Raw genomic sequence first — 16,267 nt, 5'->3', positions numbered from 1 at the left:
GCATCGCCGCGAATCGCTGCACACCGCTGCGAGGCATCCTATTCTGCGAAACGTGACTGTTCACTTCGTCGTTGTGGACGTGGGCGTGTCGGCGGGTTCGTTGGCCCATCCACCTCCTAACGCGTCTATCAGTGCAGCGGAGGCGATCAACTCGCGAGTTTGCAAATCCAGCACCGAGGTTTGGGTTTCGAGTTCCATTGCCTGCGCAGTGACGACATCCAGATAGCTCACGACGCCATCGCGATAACGCGACATCGACAACTTAAGCGTACGCTGCGCAGCCGAAAGCGCGCGTCTTTCTTTCGCGGACTCGTTGCCCAGGTAATGCAACTGCGAAAGCTGATCTTCCACCTGTTGTACCGCCAGCAGCACCGTCGCCTTGTACTTTTCACCATTTTCTGCCAGCTTTGCCTGCGCCTGCCGCGTGACGGCCGCTCGCCGGCCGCCGTCGAACAGGGTCACCAGCAGGCTCGGACCGATCGACCACATCTCGTTAGGCGCTGCCAGCCACGGGGATAAAGTTGTGCTTTGATAACCGCCGTCAAGACCTAACGACACATCCGGGAAAAAAGCTGCTTTGGCGACGCCAATCTGCGCGTTCGCCTGGGCGACGTGGCGCTCGGCAGCCGCAATATCGGGCCGACGTTGCAGCAGCGCGAGAGGCACTCCAACTGGGATGGACGGCAAATACGTCGGGGCGACGGCGGGCGCTAGAAAGAATTTTGAAGCCGCTTCACCCGCAATAGTCGCGATCGCATGCTCGTACAAGGCCCTTCGTGCCGACACATCTTCAACTGACGCCCTTGCCGATTCAAGTTGGGTTTGGGCACGAGACACATCGAGATCGGATGCGATACCTCCACCGTGCCGGCTTTCAGTCAACTGCAATGCATGCTCATATGTGCGAACGGTATCCGCCAGCAATTCCTGCTGTTGATCGAGACCACGCAGATGGAAATACGCCTCAGCAAGCTTTGCCTGCAAACTCAACCGCAATGACTCGATGTCGTACTGGCTCGCCTGCTCGGCCGCCTTGCCCGCGGCAACCTCATTGCGCACCTTTCCCCATAGATCGAGGTCATAGTTGAGGCCGGCATCGACAGTCGCCGAATTGTAGAGCGCTGGTTGAGTAGCGCCCCTCAATGGCCGGTTGTCGGACTGACGCGAGCGTGAGAACTGCGCATAAGCGCCGATGGTGGGAAAGTGGCCAGCGCGAGCCTGGTCCAGATACGCTTGCGCCTGGTCATGCCGAGCCATCGCCGCGGCCAGGTCGGGGTTAGCGCTGGTCACCTTGCTTTCCAGTTCATCGAGGACAGGATCGCGATACACAGTCCACCACTCACCGCGCGGCATACGGTCGGCAGGCTGCGCGAGTTGCCATCCGCGGGCCTCCTTGAACGCGCTCGGCATGGCCGACGGCGGTACCTGATACGGCGGCGCGAACGAACACCCGCTCACGAGCGCTGCGGCAATCAGAACCGCGCATACGCGACGCCTAACCATGACTGCGCTCCGCGTCATTGTGCTGTGTCAGCGCGGTCGTCGCGGATGTCGAAGCAAGTCGCACCGGATCGCCGTTTGCCAGCGAATCAGGCGGGTTGTCGATCACCCGGTCGGTGGCAGTCAAACCCGATGCAATCACAATCTTGGTACCTAGGTCGGTCGCGACGCTCACCCGCTTCAGCATTGCGCGATTGCCCGGACCGACCACCGCCACTTGCAAACCGCTTTCCCGGAACATCAGCGCGCTAGCAGGAATTGTCATCGCATGGTTGTCCGTGGGCAGTTCAAAATGAACTTCGGTGTATTCGCCCGGAATCAGCACGCCGCTGGAATTGTCGACTGCCAATTGCACCAGCAGCGTCCCCGAAGAGGGCGTGATGGAGTCGTCCGTATCGACAAGCTTTGCGGAGAACTGCATGCCGGGGCGTTCAGGCACGGCCAGACTCGCGACCAGGCCGGGCCGGATCACGGCGGCTTCGTTCTGCGGCACGCTGACGTACACGCGCAGTTGCCGCGCGTCGGAGACGGTGAACAACTCCGGTCCGTTGCCGCCGCCCGCGCTGATCAACGCGCCGACATCGGTCTTTCGCGCGGTCACGACCCCATCGAAAGGTGCGGTGATCCGTTTGAACGATTCGAGGGCCTCCAGCCGCGCAACATTCGCCTGATTCGCAGCCACCATCGCCTGCTTTGCCGCAAGGTCACTCGTCTTTTCGTCTGTCTCCTGCTGCGATACGGAGTCCTGCTGCAGCATCTGGGTCCACCGGCGCGACGTGGATGCCGCGAGCGTTTCGTTCGCCTGTGAGGTGCGCAGATCGGCACTTGCCTGAGCGAGTTGCTGATCGAGATCGGGGGTATCGATTTCGCCCAGCAACTGCCCGGCCTTCACGTGCGCGCCAATGTCTGCATACCACGCATGCAGATAACCGGAAACGCGCGCATAGATCGGTGCCTTCACATAGGCCGACAATTGGCCAGGTAAGACTAGCACCTGCGCAGAACTATCATGCAACGGCGGGTTGGCGACAACCGTTGGAATCGCCTGCGCGGCCGACCATTTGGCCATCTGCTCCTTTGCATGCATGCGCGTTGCGATGCCGGCCGCTGCAACCGCTGCGGCAGCCAGCAGAGCGACAACTCCTGCGAGTTTGAGAGGCCGCAGCCGCCGCGGCGCTGCTATGTCGATGTCAGTTGACATGGATGACTCCAGGTTCGGAAGATGAATGGTCGTGTGACTCGCGTTGTGGTTCGCTCGGCTCAGCGTCTGGTGGGGCGTCGTCGCGCCGGTGCACCAGACTGAAAACGACGGGAACGAACAGCAAGGTGGCGCAGGTGGCGCAGATCAGGCCACCAATAACGGCTCGCCCGAGCGGTGCGTTCTGCTCGCCGCCGTCGCCGAGACCCAGCGCCATCGGAGCCATGCCGATGATCATCGAGAGTGCCGTCATCAACACAGGGCGAAACCGCGCGAAACCCGCTTCGAAGGCCGCTCGCAGTGCGTCGTGAGTCACCGCGAGCCGTTCGCGTGCGAAGCTGACGACCAGCACACTGTTCGCGGTTGCCACACCCATGCAGAGGATGGCGCCAGTGAGAGCAGGCACCGACAGCGGCGTGTGCGTCGCAAACAGCATCCACACGATGCCAGCCAGCGCCGCAGGCAAAGCCGAGACGATCACAAAGGCGTCGCCCCACGAGTGAAAGTTCACGACGATCAGCAGATAGATCAGCACGATTGCACCGACGAGGCCGAGCAACAGCCCAGTAAATGCGCTATTCATAGTCTGCACCTGACCGCGCAGTGTGACCGTCGAGCCTTTGGGCACATCTTTCGCTGTCGCACGCACGATGCCGTCGATGTCGCTCGCGACCGCACCCAGATCGCGGCCCTGCGGAGTGGCGTAAATATCAAACAGCGGCTCGATGTTGTAATGCGATACCACCGCGCTGCCGACGCCGCGCGCGATGCTCGCGACACCGCCCAATAATTGCGACCTGCCGCTCGCGTCCGTTATCGGCAGGTTCTCGAGACTGGACAGCGATGCCATCCAGTATTCGGGGGTTTGCGCGACGATCGGATACGAAACCCCATTGTTCGGATTGAGCCAGTAGGTGGCCGCCACCTGGCTCGTACCGGCGAGCGTTGCGACGACGGAGTCCGTCACATCCTCTTCGCTAATGCCGAGTCGTCCCGCGTGAGAGCGGTTCACCGCGATTGTGAATTGCGGGTAAGTGACCGCTTGCTGAATGCGGCTATCGGCAATGCCGGAGATCATCCGCACGCGCCGCAACAGTTCGTTCGCATACTGATGATTTCCTGCCTGATCCGGCCCAGCGACCTGAAGATCGATCGGTGCCGGTGCGCCGAAATTCAGAATCTGGCTAACGATGTCCGCCGGTAAGAAAGAGAAAGTCGTACCAGGAAACGCGTGCGGCAGCACTTCGCGCAGCTTTGTCACGTATTGAGCCGTTGGCGCGTGATTCTCACCCAGCGAGATCATGATGTCGCCGTCCTGTGAACCGATGGTGCCGCTATTGTCGTATGCCAGGTTGATACCGCTGACTGGCAAGCCGATATTGTCGACCACGCTCCTCAGTTGATCGGGCGGAATTACCTGGCGAATGGTGTTTTCAACGTGATCGAAAATGCTTGCCGTATTCTCGATGCGCGTCCCAACCGGTGCGCGTACATGCAGTGCGATTTCGCCCGCGTCGATGTCGGGAAAGAAATTCCGTCCGAGCCACGGTGCAAGCACGAACGACACGCATACGACGGCGAGTACGCCAACGACAAAGCGCTTTCGGTGCGTCAGCGCAAGCCCGAGAAGCACACGATACACACCGCGCACGCGCTCGAAGCGTCGCTCGAAGCCGCGCTGGAAGCGGATGAACGGATTACGCGACGTTGGACGTTCCGACATGCTGCCATGAGGATCGGTTATCGCAGCGAGTTCACCACTTGCATGTCCGCCCGATGCATGAGGCGCGAGCAGGTACTGCGCCATCATCGGCACAAACGTGCGCGACAGAATGAACGAAGCGATCATCGCAAACATCACGGCTTCCGCCATCGGCACGAAAAGAAACCGCGCAATGCCATCGAGCAACAGCATCGGAACGAACACAATGCATATGCACAACAATGAAACCAGTGCGGGCGTGACGATCTGCTGCGCGCCGTCCATGATCGCCCGCCGCACGTCTTTCCCCTGTTCAAGGTGCCAGTTGATGTTTTCGATGGTGACTGTGGCATCGTCGACAAGTATTCCGACCGCTAGCGCGAGTCCGCCTAGCGTCATCACATTCAGCGTCTCGCCCATCAGCGAAAGCGCCGCAACTGCCGCGAGCAAGGCTAGCGGAATCGACGCCGCGATGATAATCGTCGAGCGCCAACTGCCGAGGAAAAGCAGGATCATGGCGGACGTGAGGGCCGCCGCGATGACGCCTTCGCGCACCACGCCGCTCACCGCGCCCTTGATGAACTTTGACTGGTCGCCCATCGTAACGAGCTTCAATTGCGGGGGAAGCGAAGCTTCGACGAGCGGCAGTTTCGCCTTGACGCCAGAAATGATGTCGAGTGTCGAAGCAGAGCCGTTCTTGAGGATACTCATCAGAACCGCGCGGCGGCCGTCAACCCGGACAATATTGGTTTGCGGCGGATATCCGTCCCGTACATGCGCGACATCGCGAATGTAGATGGTCGCGTCGCCGTCCACCTTCACAGGTAGCGCATTCAACTCCTGCAGGTCCGCTGGACTATTGTTCAGCTTGACGTTGTACTGGAATGCACCAACCTTTTGCGTACCGGCAGGGATGATCTGGTTCTGCCGGGCAAGCGCCGCCGCGACGTCTTCCGCCGACAGCTTTCTCGCCTGCAACGCTTTTGGATCAAGGTCGATCTGCACCTCTCGCGTCTTTCCGCCGTATGGCGTCGGAATCGCGACGCCCGGCACACTCAGCAATTGCGGGCGAATCGCGTTTGTCGCGTAGTCAGCGAGTTGCTGTTCGTCGAGTGTGTCGCTTGTCAACGCTAACTGCAATACAGGAACAGTTGACGCGTTGTAATTGAGAATTTGCGGCGGAGTCGTGCCGGGCGGCATCTGCTTAAGCACGGTCTGCGAGATCGATGCGACCTGAGCCGTCGCGGTCCGGATGTCGACCGTTGGCTGGAAAAATATCTTGACGATGCCGTAACCCGTGAACGACTGGGATTCAATATGAGCGACATCGTTAACTGTCGTGCCGAGCGTGCGTTCGTAATAGGTAACGATTCTGCCCGCCATGTCGTCAGGCTGTAGTCCCGTATAGCTCCATACGACGCTAATCACCGGAATGCGTATGTCGGGAAAAATGTCCGTCGGCGTGCGCAATGCCGATAGAGGGCCCAAGAGTAGAATGAGCATCGCGAGCACGATGAACGTATAGGGCCGCGTCAACGCCAGCCTGACCAGTTTCAACATCGGGACAGCTCCATTCAGGAAAGCGCATTGTCATCGCGCGCAGGCATCGGTATGTGGTTGATGCATGGCACGCATGTTTATGAGGGGATTCTGAACGTAGGGCGCTAACAGGGTTCTACCTCGAACATTAAGGAACTTTTAGTTAGCGAGACTCGTATGGACGAGAGCTCGAGGCTGCACCGGAGAGGTCGGGGACGCTTGTACGCATTGCTGCCCGCGGCGGGGCTTTGCGACTTCCTCTCGCGGAAACCGCTCCACGTACAGCGCATCAGCCTGGTGGCATCGCGAACGGCAGACAGGCGGCGTTTGAAGCGTGATGCGGCTCAGCGATCACCTGAATTGCCGTGAAGAACTAGACACCTCTCACGCAGCCGGCTGGACGCGCAGTTGTCAGGTGCAGTGCGGAGCTTGCCGCAAGGCCTCATTGAAAGACGGTAGCTTGAAGTTCAAGCGACCGCCTTAAGCGATGATGTGCGATCCATTGCGCGGTAGTGGTCCACCGCAAAGTCTACGAAGCTTCGCACCCTCCTCGACAACAGGCCCGGCGACGAATACAACGCGCAAAGATTTCTCGCGCCGCTGCCGACACTGAACTGTTCGAATAGCTCGACAAGCGCGCCGCGTTGCAATTCCGATTCAACGATCGAACGAGGTAGCAAGGCGATTCCCAAGTGGTGCATGCATGCGGACTTCAGCATCGCATAGCTGGACGACGCAATCCCGGCAGATGCGGTGACGCGTGAAACCCGGCTACGATCCACGAACTCCCAGTAGCGAGCACCGCTTCCTGACCGGTACAGCAGCGTGTGTCGGGTCAGATCCGCGGGGGCAACTGGCGTGGCGTGCCTGGACAGGTACTGAGGCGATGCGACGACGATCTGTGGGATGCGCAGAAGTGGCCGGCAAACGAGCGCTGAGCTGAATAGTCCAGGATCATCCGAGAAGCAGACGTCGAAGCCACCTTCGACCATGTCGATATGGACATCGAAAGTAGTTACCTCGAAAGACACGCCAGGATGCAACTCCCGGTAGGCGGCAACCAGGCGTACGAGTCCGCCGTCAGCGAAGGTTGCCACGCTTGCAACCCGGAGCGCCCCGCGCAACTCCCGGGTCGACTGTACGAGGGACGTTTCCATTTCATCCAACTGCTCGATAATCGCGCGACAGCCCTCGAGATAATCGCGACCTGCCTCGGTTAGCGACAGCGTGCGCGTGGTCCGGTTGATCAAGCGGGTATGCAGATGAGCTTCCAGCAAGCCAATGCTGCGCGTGACCGATGCCGCTGACACGCCAAGCTGCCTGGCCGCCAGATTGAAACTGCCGAGGCCGACCACACGGGTGAAGACGCGCATCGCCTGAAGCTGATTCATGATGCAATGTCCATGGTTGAACGATGCATGCATCATTGCTCGCTTCCCCTAAAGTGCCCGCTCCACGTTGATGAAGCCTTTTTTAGTTTTGCTTCGCGCCTACACCAACGCTAAAAAAAGTAAGTCAAGCGGGGGGTAGCCAAATACAACGGCTTGCGCCCCTTCAACACGTCTGTCTGCCGGCACTTTCCATGCCGAGAACGACTCACGCGCCTTGTTCAACTTTCCTGAATGCTCGATTTCATTTCCTTGTGAACGGTGGCAATTCTCGCTGCCTAGACTTGCTTCGCCTTTCGAGTCGAGCGACCGAAATTGCGTAGGCAGTCTCGAGTCGATCGTCTGCGGCTCCTGGCAACATCATGCGGACAATCCTTAAATAGCGAGTCAAAATGAAAAAGACGAACTTGACGTGGGCAGCAGTCGCCTCCTTGACGCTGGTCACCGGCGTCGCGCACGCACAATCGAGCGTGACGCTCTATGGGCTTCTCGATGAGGGCCTCAACTTCACGAGCAACGCAAAAGGACACGCCACGTATCAAATGAAAAGCGGTGACACGTACGGGAGCCGTTGGGGCTTGCGAGGCGAGGAAGATCTCGGTGGCGGTCTGAAAACGATATTCAAGCTGGAAAGCGGCTTCGATACGAACAGTGGACAGGCAGGCCAGAGCGGGCGTCTGTTCGGCCGGCAGGCGTACGTCGGATTGTCGTCCGATCAGTACGGCACCATCACGTTCGGCCGTCAGTACGATACGAGCGTCGACGAGCTTGGCTTCGGCGGCCTCACCGCGGCCGGAAATTATGGTGGCGATGTGAACGCGCATCCGTTCGACAACGACAACGCGGACTGGGATTTCCGCGTCAACAACGTTGTCAAGTATGTGAGCCCGACATACCGCGGCCTGACTGGCGAAGCGATGTACGGTTTTAGCAACCAGGCGGGCGGGTTCGCGAATAACCGCACCTGGGGCGCGACGTTGAACTACCAGAACGGTGGCTTAACGGCGGCGGCTTCCTATCTTAAGCTCGACAACCCCGGTGCAAACGCCAGCGGCGCCGTTTCCGGCGACACGCTGTTTGCCGCCTCATCGCAGCAGGACATCGGCGTGGCCGCGACTTACCGCTTTGCGCATTCGCTGGCCGGACTCGCCTATTCGCACGTCGACGTGTACGACCCGACTTCCAACTCGTATTTCACGTCCCAGAGCGGGCCCTCCGGCGGGACATGGAATTCCTGGAAATTCGACAACTTCGAAGCAAACGAGCAGTACTTCTTCCGACCGGACCTGTGGCTCGGAGCGGCTTACACGTTTACGATCGCGCACCTTCACTCCACCAGCGGTTCCTTTACTCCCAAGTGGCATCAGGTCGGTCTCACGCTTGACTACGACCTGAGCAAGAGCACGTCGGTCTATGTACAAGGTGCCTACCAACACGTCGTCAGCGCGCACACCGGCACTGACTTCGACTATGCTCAAATCCCCGCCGCGGCCGGCATGTCTAGCAGCCAGAACCAGATGGTCTATCGCGTCGCGATGATCCATCGCTTCTGACGTGGCGAGCTATCGCACGCACTACGAACGATGACGTTTGAGCCCAGCGCTCCACAGAGTGCTGGGCGAGATAACGTTCAGTCATTCCCTGCCGCGAAATGGGATTAGCCGCCTGGTGGTGGCCGCAAACGACGCGGCGGTGCGGCGGTGCGGCGGGTATCGCGCCAATGCTGACCCGACCGCGAGCGAGCCCATGAAGCTGCATCACGGCATGCCGCGCTTTCGAACATGGCGACTCGCCAGCCCGGGCCAAGTCGACTCGCCTCATACGGCGAATGAACAGCAGCCCGCCTGGCTCCCCTGCAACTCGACCGGCACCTCGGCATCAACCGGATATCGATGCCCCAGCCTGCCACCGCATTCAACCTCGCCGCTGTGCCAAGGCCGCTTGCCAACCGGTGCGCGCTTCGACCCATTCCGCCAGCATCAGCAAATCCAGGTCGCCGTGAGCGGCACCCACCAGTTGTGCGCCAAGCGGCAAGCCGGCCGGCCCGAACCCCACGGGAACGGTCACGGCCGGCACACCGAGGAAGGTCCACGGCGCGCAGAACGATGCGTCGCCCGTGTAGTCGAGGCCGCGCGGCGGCTCGCCGGTGGCCGGCGCGACCAGTAGCGCATCGAGCGCCATCGTGCGCGTCAGCCAGTCGTGAAAGCGATGCGCCATCGGCATCTGCGCCGCCTTGATGCTGGCGTATGCGGTGGCGGGCAGCTTGCGCCCGTCATCGACGAGACCGCGCATTGCCGGGCTCACGAGCTCGGGCGTGCAATCGACGAGATCGCCATGCGTGATGGCCGCTTCCACGGACATCAGTTTCAACGCATGCGCGGGCGTTTCGAAAATCTCGGCCGGCAGATCGACCGGGACGATCTCCGCGCCGTCTCGCGCGAGCTGGGCCGCGAGCCTGTCCAGCGCGGCCTGCTGCGCCGGCTCGATTTCGCCGCCGGCCTGTCTCGACAGCACGCCGACGCGCCGCGTCCGAGTGCCGGGCGCCATCGCGGCGGAGTGCGGAACGCACGAGACGTGTGGATCGGCTGCATCGGCGCCGGCAACTAGCGCCAGTGTGTAGGCCACATCCGCGACGCGCGTCGCGAAGATGCCGACGTGATCGAGCGACCACGCCAGCGGCAACACGCCCGTGCGCGCGATCGCGCCGTAAGACGGCTTGAACCCGACGATGCCGCAATACGCCGCAGGCCGGATCACCGAGCCCTGGGTCTGCGTGCCGAGTGCGAGCGGCACGATGCCCGCCGCCACCGCCGCCGCAGAGCCACTTGACGAACCACCCGGCGTGAACCCGCCATTCCACGGGTTGACGGTCGCACCCGGCTGACGCCAGGCGAATTCGGTGGTCACGGTCTTGCCGATAATCGACGCTCCCGCCGCACGCAGACGCGCCACCACCCACGCATCCCGCTCAGGGCGTCGGCCTTTGTAGGCGGGTGAGTTGAATTCGGTCGGCATGTCGGCGGTATCCAGAACATCCTTCACCGCGACAGGCACGCCCGCCAACGGGGCCGTCGCATCAGCGGCATTGATCGGCGCAGCCTCCGGCAAATAGCAGAACGCATGCAATGACGCCTGCGATTCGCACGCCGCGTCATAGGCGCGCGCGACGTATTGCTCGACGCCGGCGTCGCCCGACGCAATCTCGGCGCGAATCCGGGCAATAGTGGGAATCGGGGGGATGGAAGAAGCAGCGAACGTGGTCATGGAAGCGTCGGCAAACGGTGTCATTTGGCGGCAAGCGCCGGCTGGATGTAACTCTGAACGATGAATCCATCGTAGTTGGGTTGCTGCTTCAGGTTGCCGAGCGCGATCTGCGTGTCCATCGCGACGGTCAGCGCTTTCGGCGTGATGCCGACGTTTCTCGGATACACGCCTTCGTCCAGCATGCGCTTGACGGCTGCATCGACCACCACGGGATCGAGCGTGGGGAATTCCTTGCGAGCGATCGCCGCGGTTTCCGCAGGATGGCCCTGCATGTAAACCAGCGCGTTCTGCAGCCCCTTCACGAACCGCGCGGCCGCATCGGGGTCGACGCTGCGTTTGGCGGAGATCGACGAGAATGCGTACTCGCCATAGAGCTTCGGGAAGCCGAGCACGACTTTCATGCCCTTCGCGACGGCCTGATCGAGACCCGGCTCATACATCACCGCGATCTTCGACTGACCGGCGACCAGCGGTCCAATTTCCGAGCCGAGCGGCACCTGAACCAGCTTGACGTCGCTCTGCGACATGCCGTTCTCCTTCAGCAGCTTGAAGAACAGCGACGTGCTCGTAGTCGGCATCTGTCCCGCCACGACAACCTGACCCTTCACATCCTTGATGCTGCTGAACTTCACGTCCGGCGCAACCGCGATCCACACCGCTGCACCGTTCACGACATTGGCGATCACGTCGACGTCCGCGCCCTTCTCGGCGGCCACGGCCGTCCACTCCGGCCCGTGCAGCGAGAAATCGGCGCTGCCCGACAGCACGGCGGAGAGCGCCGCGCTCGGGCTGCCCGCCGTCTGCTTGCTGACGTCGAGTCCTTGCTTCTCGAAGAAGCCACCGTCGATCGCCACATAGAGCGGCAAATACAGCATTGACTGGAACGCCTGTGAGATTGTCACTTTCTTGCCGGCTGCAAGCGCCGGTGTCGAAACGGCTGCAACGCCAAGTATTAACGCGGTGCTCAGCGCGGTCAGCGCCTTTGTTGCGGTTAGTGCCATCGTCTGTCCTAAGATGAAATGGTTGGACTGCCGGAAACGTTAGACCTTGAGCGTCGTGGTATTCGACGCCTGCCGCCACGGCAGCAGCTTGCGCTCGAGCAGGTCGATCAAAAAGTACAGAACGAAGCCGATCGCCATCAGTACGAACAGGCCCGCCCACACGGTGTTGAGGTCATACAGGCTCGATGCTGTGAAGATCATGTGCCCGAGGCCCTTCTCCGACGAGATGAATTCGCCCACTACCGCGCCGACCAGACCGAAGCCGACGTTGATGCGAAAGGTGGAGATCACATAAGGCAGGGTGAATGGCACCACCACTTTCATGAAGACATCGTTCTTGTTCGCACCGAGCGTGACAAGCAGCGCCTGCAAATCAGGATCGGCGTCTTTGGCCGCTTCATACGCGGCGATCAGCGCGACGATCGCTGTCAGCGAAATGGCCAGCGCGACCTTCGAGATCAGCCCCGTGCCGAACCATAGAATGACGATCGGTGCGAAGGCGATCTTCGGCACACTGTTGATCGCGACGATGAATGGCTCGGTCAGCCGCGCGACGAACGGCGAATACCACAGCGCGAGCCCGCACACTGATCCGACCGCGGTGCCGAACACAAAACCGAGAATGGCTTCGAAAAGCGTATAACCGGTGTCGATAAAAAGCTGCTGCGATTGCATGTCGCGCACGAGCGCCGCAAGAATTTTCGACGGCGAGCCGACGAGGAAATTCGATACCCAGCCAAGGCGCGCCGCACCCTCCCAGATGGCGAAGAACGCAATCACGGCCGCCAGTTGCAACAGCGAACGGCCCAAGCCGCTGTCGAGTGCGTACCGCCCGCGAGCCTTCGGCACACGCCGTGCCGGTGCGGATTTATCGATGGAAACAGACTGCGTCATGCTGCCTTTACCTCCGTCTGAATATCTAGCTCGCCGCACAATGCATGAAAATAACCCGCGAAGTTGGGGTCGCTGCGCGCACCGATCGGCGAGCGCGCGGCGATGTCGATGTCATAGATCTTCTTCACTTGCGAAGGACGGCCGCCGAGCACTACCACGCGCCTGGACAACGCGACCGCTTCGTCGATGTCGTGCGTGACGAGAACCACTGTCTTGTGGAACGTGTCGACAGCTTCCATCAACACGCCTTCCAGATACAGACGCGTTTGGTAGTCCAGCGCCGAGAACGGCTCGTCCAGCAGGATGATGTCGGGATCGTTGATCAGCGTGCGGATGAGCGCGACGCGCTGACGCATGCCGCCCGACAGCATGCGGGGATAAGCATGTTCGAAGCCCGCGAGACCATACGTATTGAGGTATTCCATCGCCATGTCGTGCGCCTCAGCGGCCGGCATATTCGACAGTTCCGGCCCGATCAGCACGTTTTGCAGCACGGTACGCCACGGCAGCAGCAGGTCGCGCTGCATCATGTAGCCGACCTTGCCGCGTAAGCCGTCGACGCTCTGCCCGCGATAAATAATATCGCCGCTATCCGCCTCGAGCAGACCGGCGATCACGTTGAACACGGTGGTTTTCCCGCAGCCCGAAGGCCCGATGATGCTGACGAAATCGCGTTCGTGAATATCGAAGGTCAGACCGCCGAGGACGTCGACCGAACCGAGCTTGTTCGAAAACGATTTACGGATATTGCGTAACGCAAGCTGAACTGACATGTTTGTTCCTCGACGACGGTTCGGTGTGCATTGCGGCAGACGGCGGGCGGAGTCAAACGCCCCGCTGCGCGGCGAGAAAGCGGCGGCGCATCGGCTTGAGCACGGCAATGGCCAGCAGTGCGGTGACGATGTCGAGCGTGATCGCGGTGGAGAACACCGGCTCCCAGCTGCCCGCGTGCTGATGCAGCAATGCCGCGAGCGGGCCGCCAATTGAAGCTCACCGCGACGCCGTCGCTGTCGGTCACGCCCAGCCACACCGTATCGCCCGGCCCACGACCGGCGCCCCACGGCGCGGCCTGCGTCAGCGACACTTGCGCGGCCATTGCGTCGAGTCCGGCCGGCTGCAAGAGCTCACGCGGATCGACGCGCATGTGATCCGGATCGGTAATCTCGGCATCGCGCACGGCGAACCCGAGCTTGGTCGCTTCGACGCACGCATGCACGAACTCGGAACCAAGCGGGTCCATGTCCTTCGTCAGCACGCGATCAAGGATGCCCAGAATCAATAGCGACACGAGCCCCTGGGTCGGCGGCGGCATGTTGTAGATGGTTCCCAGCGAGTGCTTGAGCGCGAGCGGCGTTCGCAGGCGCGCCTCGTGCCGCTCGAGATCCGCGAGACTCAGCAGCGAGCCGGCCGACTGTAGATCGCTCGCGATGCTGCGCGCGAGGTCGCCGCGATAGAAGTCGTCGAAGCCCGCGTCGGCCAATTGTTCGAACGTGGCCGCAAGACGCGGGGCAACGAAGCGCTCGCCGGTAGCGGGCGCGCGACCACCGTGTAGAAAGGTCTCGTTGAAACCCACGATCGGGCGCAATTCGGAAAGGCGGCTTTCGACACACTGCGACTGGCTGCGCGTAACCGGCACGCCCTGCTTCGCGTAATGAATCGCGTCTTCGAGCAGGCGTTTCACCGGCAGCCTGCCGCCGAGCGTCTCAGCGGACCAGCGATGCGCGCGCTGCCAGCCCGACACCGTGCCGGCCACCGTATTGGCTGCGAGCGGGCCGCGCACGGGAATCGCGGACAGTCCGCGCGAACGATATTCGTCGATGGTCGCGGCCAGCGCCGCCACGCCGCACGCTTCGATGCCGACCGGCTCAGCGCCGGGACGCGAGATCAACCAGAAGCCATCTCCGCCGATGCTGTTCATGTGCGGATAGACGACCGCGATCGTCGCGGCCGCGGCAATCATCGCTTCGACGGCGTTGCCGCCGTCACGCAAAATCGCCAGAGCGCTTTGCGCGGCGAGCGCGTGAGGCGCGACCGCCATGCCGCGGGTTCCGCGGCTCGGGTTCAGGAATTCGGACGGCATTGAAGGCACGGGGGTTTGCTTGTATACATAGTCAGTGCATATGCGAGAACCATGCCAACGGGTAGAGTCCCGGTAAAGGTCGAGTGCAGAAGGCGCTTGAGAAATCGAGGCGCTCCAACGCGTGTTGCTAGATGGTGCCGCGCAACCTCGGTGGTGCATACGGAGCGCTGTGAGGCTCCAATGCGGTGCGGGCGCGTTGCAGGCGCTCAGTCGTGAGCGTGCGCACCTCCGCCCGGCTTCCTTCTATGTGCGACCCCAGTAATGCGACTGCACGGTCCGCCGCAAGATCGCGGATGGCCGAGAGAATCGCAATGTGCTCGTCGTAAGTGTCGTCGATGCAGTCGCCACAAACGAGATCGAGCCGCCGCACCACGCGGATGCGGTCGGTCACGCGCTGCATGGCCGCGCTCAGCTCGGCGTTGCCAGCGGCGAGGACCAGCGCCTCATGAAAGGCTTCGTCGAGCGACACCATCTCTCGGCCGTCGCGAACCCGCTGCGTGTGAGGAACGTCCCAAATACGGTCGAGCCGGTCGAGCATCTGCAAGGCGGTCGCGGACAAGGTGCCGTCGACCCCAAAGAGCCGGCTGACCGAAAACGTCTCGATCAGCTTGCGCATTTCGTACAGATCTTCGAAGCGCTTGAAGTCGATCGGCACGACTTTCCAGCCGCCTCGCACATAGCCGCGCATCAAACCGTCGCTTTGAAGGCGTTGCAGCGCCTCGCGCGCCGGCGTCCGCGAAACGCCGAAGCGGTCGGCGATACTGCCTTCGGTCATGCGATCGCCGGGCAGCAGGCGCATGTCGAAGATATCGTCGCGCACGCTGAAGTAAACATGGTCAGCGCGCGATGAGGGGGAGTGGGTTATGTCTTTCACGCACGGGCCTGGAATTAACGGACTTTTCGGCAGTGACTATCGGTCAACTTCAAAACATTAGTCAACACAAATCTAGCTTGCCGGAGTCAGTCACAAGCCTGCCTATGCGTGGGCCCACCCCCTGTCTCTTCTTCTTTCCTGTGCCGGATATACGCGAGCGGCATATGTGCCGGTTGGGCCGTTGCTAATGGCTCAGCCAAGCGGAATGGGGGGCATCGACGCCCTGATTGAGAGGCGGAGCGAGTCACACATCCCGCTATAGGCTTTTCGCGCTGTCGCCGCCCGTCACTTCGATTTCGGAGCCGGTGACCATCGCGGCGGCATCCGAGGCAAGATATACCGCCGCAGGCGAGATGTCTTCCGGCTGCACCCACCCGACTCCAAGCGGCATCGTTGCCGCGCGGCGGTCCCACGCCTCCTGCGGCGTCAGGAAACCGTTCGGTTTGTGGTAGCCGGTCTCACAGACGCTTTCGGTCAGTCGCTTTTCGTACAGCGTCAAAGCGGTGGCGACGAGCCCCGGTACCACGGCGTTGACTGTAATGTTGTAGCGACCGAGTTCGAGGGCCGCCGACTTCATCAGCCCAAAGATGCCCCACTTGGACGCCGCATAACTTGCTGCGTCTTTCGTACCGTGCCGTCCCTGCATTGAAGAAACCACGATGATGCGGCCATAGTTGCGCTTGACCATCATGGGTGCGAATAGAGGTGGCGCCGTTGGTTCGGACAGTCAGATCGAGTTTATAAGTGGAAGCGCCGGGGTCATCAAGCTGCCAATTTGATCGCTGGCAGCGTCGCGAAGTATGCCTCATCCGGCGTCTGATCGGACA

General features: G+C 61.3%; 12 protein-coding genes. 1 reads left to right on the top strand and 11 read right to left on the bottom strand.

All coding sequences use genetic code 11. The features are described from left to right. Positions 1–60: 60 nt before the first annotated feature. From F6X42_RS35680 to F6X42_RS35665, 4 genes are all read right to left on the bottom strand, one after another. Positions 61–1,503, bottom strand: coding sequence for an efflux transporter outer membrane subunit (locus tag F6X42_RS35680; RefSeq protein WP_187638649.1), 1,443 nt, complete (start codon positions 1,501–1,503; stop codon positions 61–63). Further along, on the bottom strand, positions 1,496–2,701 hold the full coding sequence (locus F6X42_RS35675; RefSeq protein WP_187638648.1) for an efflux RND transporter periplasmic adaptor subunit: 1,206 nt from the start codon (positions 2,699–2,701) through the stop codon (positions 1,496–1,498). The genes F6X42_RS35680 and F6X42_RS35675 overlap by 8 nt, the downstream gene beginning before the upstream one ends. After that, positions 2,691–5,960: an efflux RND transporter permease subunit gene (locus tag F6X42_RS35670; RefSeq protein WP_187638647.1), complete on the bottom strand. Its 3,270-nt coding sequence runs from the start codon at positions 5,958–5,960 to the stop codon at positions 2,691–2,693. The genes F6X42_RS35675 and F6X42_RS35670 overlap by 11 nt, the downstream gene beginning before the upstream one ends. A gap of 446 nt (positions 5,961–6,406) precedes the next feature. Then, on the bottom strand, positions 6,407–7,330 hold the full coding sequence (locus tag F6X42_RS35665; protein WP_187638646.1) for a LysR family transcriptional regulator: 924 nt from the start codon (positions 7,328–7,330) through the stop codon (positions 6,407–6,409). A gap of 389 nt (positions 7,331–7,719) precedes the next feature. On the opposite strand from F6X42_RS35665, the gene F6X42_RS35660 reads away from it, so the two are divergent. Next, entirely contained in the window at positions 7,720–8,880 is a 1,161-nt protein-coding gene (locus F6X42_RS35660) for a porin (protein WP_187638645.1), read from the top strand. A gap of 361 nt (positions 8,881–9,241) precedes the next feature. On the opposite strand, the gene F6X42_RS35655 is transcribed toward F6X42_RS35660, so the two are convergent. The 7 genes from F6X42_RS35655 to F6X42_RS35625 all read right to left on the bottom strand — a co-directional run bounded on the left by F6X42_RS35655 (position 9,242) and on the right by F6X42_RS35625 (position 16,128). Then, the gene (locus F6X42_RS35655; RefSeq protein ID WP_187638644.1) at positions 9,242–10,591 is read right to left on the bottom strand and encodes an amidase; all 1,350 of its coding nucleotides are present in this window, start codon (positions 10,589–10,591) and stop codon (positions 9,242–9,244) included. Between the two features lie 20 nt (positions 10,592–10,611). After that, on the bottom strand, positions 10,612–11,592 hold the full coding sequence (locus tag F6X42_RS35650) for an ABC transporter substrate-binding protein (RefSeq protein WP_187638643.1): 981 nt from the start codon (positions 11,590–11,592) through the stop codon (positions 10,612–10,614). A gap of 39 nt (positions 11,593–11,631) precedes the next feature. Further along, on the bottom strand, positions 11,632–12,486 hold the full coding sequence (locus tag F6X42_RS35645) for an ABC transporter permease (protein WP_187638642.1): 855 nt from the start codon (positions 12,484–12,486) through the stop codon (positions 11,632–11,634). Beyond that, a complete protein-coding gene (locus tag F6X42_RS35640; protein ID WP_187638641.1) occupies positions 12,483–13,259 on the bottom strand; it encodes an ABC transporter ATP-binding protein in 777 nt (258 codons plus the stop codon). The genes F6X42_RS35645 and F6X42_RS35640 overlap by 4 nt, the downstream gene beginning before the upstream one ends. Then, positions 13,178–14,566, bottom strand: a complete 1,389-nt coding sequence (locus F6X42_RS35635) for a gamma-glutamyltransferase family protein (protein ID WP_246530387.1) — start codon at positions 14,564–14,566, stop codon at positions 13,178–13,180. Before F6X42_RS35635 ends, F6X42_RS35640 begins: the two co-directional genes overlap by 82 nt. Positions 14,567–14,693: 127 nt before the next feature. Beyond that, the gene (locus F6X42_RS35630; protein ID WP_187638640.1) at positions 14,694–15,440 is read right to left on the bottom strand and encodes a GntR family transcriptional regulator; all 747 of its coding nucleotides are present in this window, start codon (positions 15,438–15,440) and stop codon (positions 14,694–14,696) included. 256 nt (positions 15,441–15,696) lie between these two features. Then, positions 15,697–16,128, bottom strand: a complete 432-nt coding sequence (locus tag F6X42_RS35625; protein WP_246530386.1) for an SDR family NAD(P)-dependent oxidoreductase — start codon at positions 16,126–16,128, stop codon at positions 15,697–15,699. Between the last annotated feature and the right edge of the window lie 139 nt (positions 16,129–16,267).

It is taken from the genome of Paraburkholderia podalyriae (assembly GCF_014397785.1).
Taxonomy (GTDB): domain Bacteria; phylum Pseudomonadota; class Gammaproteobacteria; order Burkholderiales; family Burkholderiaceae; genus Paraburkholderia; species Paraburkholderia podalyriae.
Note: the sequence above shows the minus strand (reverse complement) of the source record. Positions and strands in the feature narration are given on the sequence as shown.

Coding starts and splice junctions, on each gene's coding strand:
- F6X42_RS35625 (WP_246530386.1), bottom strand. CDS start 16,128: ATGGTCAAGCGCAACTATGGCCGCATCATCGTGGTTTCTTCAATGCAG.
- F6X42_RS35675 (WP_187638648.1), bottom strand. CDS start 2,701: ATGTCAACTGACATCGACATAGCAGCGCCGCGGCGGCTGCGGCCTCTC.
- F6X42_RS35670 (WP_187638647.1), bottom strand. CDS start 5,960: ATGTTGAAACTGGTCAGGCTGGCGTTGACGCGGCCCTATACGTTCATC.
- F6X42_RS35665 (WP_187638646.1), bottom strand. CDS start 7,330: ATGAATCAGCTTCAGGCGATGCGCGTCTTCACCCGTGTGGTCGGCCTC.
- F6X42_RS35635 (WP_246530387.1), bottom strand. CDS start 14,566: ATGCCGTCCGAATTCCTGAACCCGAGCCGCGGAACCCGCGGCATGGCG.
- F6X42_RS35650 (WP_187638643.1), bottom strand. CDS start 11,592: ATGGCACTAACCGCAACAAAGGCGCTGACCGCGCTGAGCACCGCGTTA.
- F6X42_RS35640 (WP_187638641.1), bottom strand. CDS start 13,259: ATGTCAGTTCAGCTTGCGTTACGCAATATCCGTAAATCGTTTTCGAAC.
- F6X42_RS35680 (WP_187638649.1), bottom strand. CDS start 1,503: ATGGTTAGGCGTCGCGTATGCGCGGTTCTGATTGCCGCAGCGCTCGTG.
- F6X42_RS35655 (WP_187638644.1), bottom strand. CDS start 10,591: ATGACCACGTTCGCTGCTTCTTCCATCCCCCCGATTCCCACTATTGCC.
- F6X42_RS35660 (WP_187638645.1), top strand. CDS start 7,720: ATGAAAAAGACGAACTTGACGTGGGCAGCAGTCGCCTCCTTGACGCTG.
- F6X42_RS35645 (WP_187638642.1), bottom strand. CDS start 12,486: ATGACGCAGTCTGTTTCCATCGATAAATCCGCACCGGCACGGCGTGTG.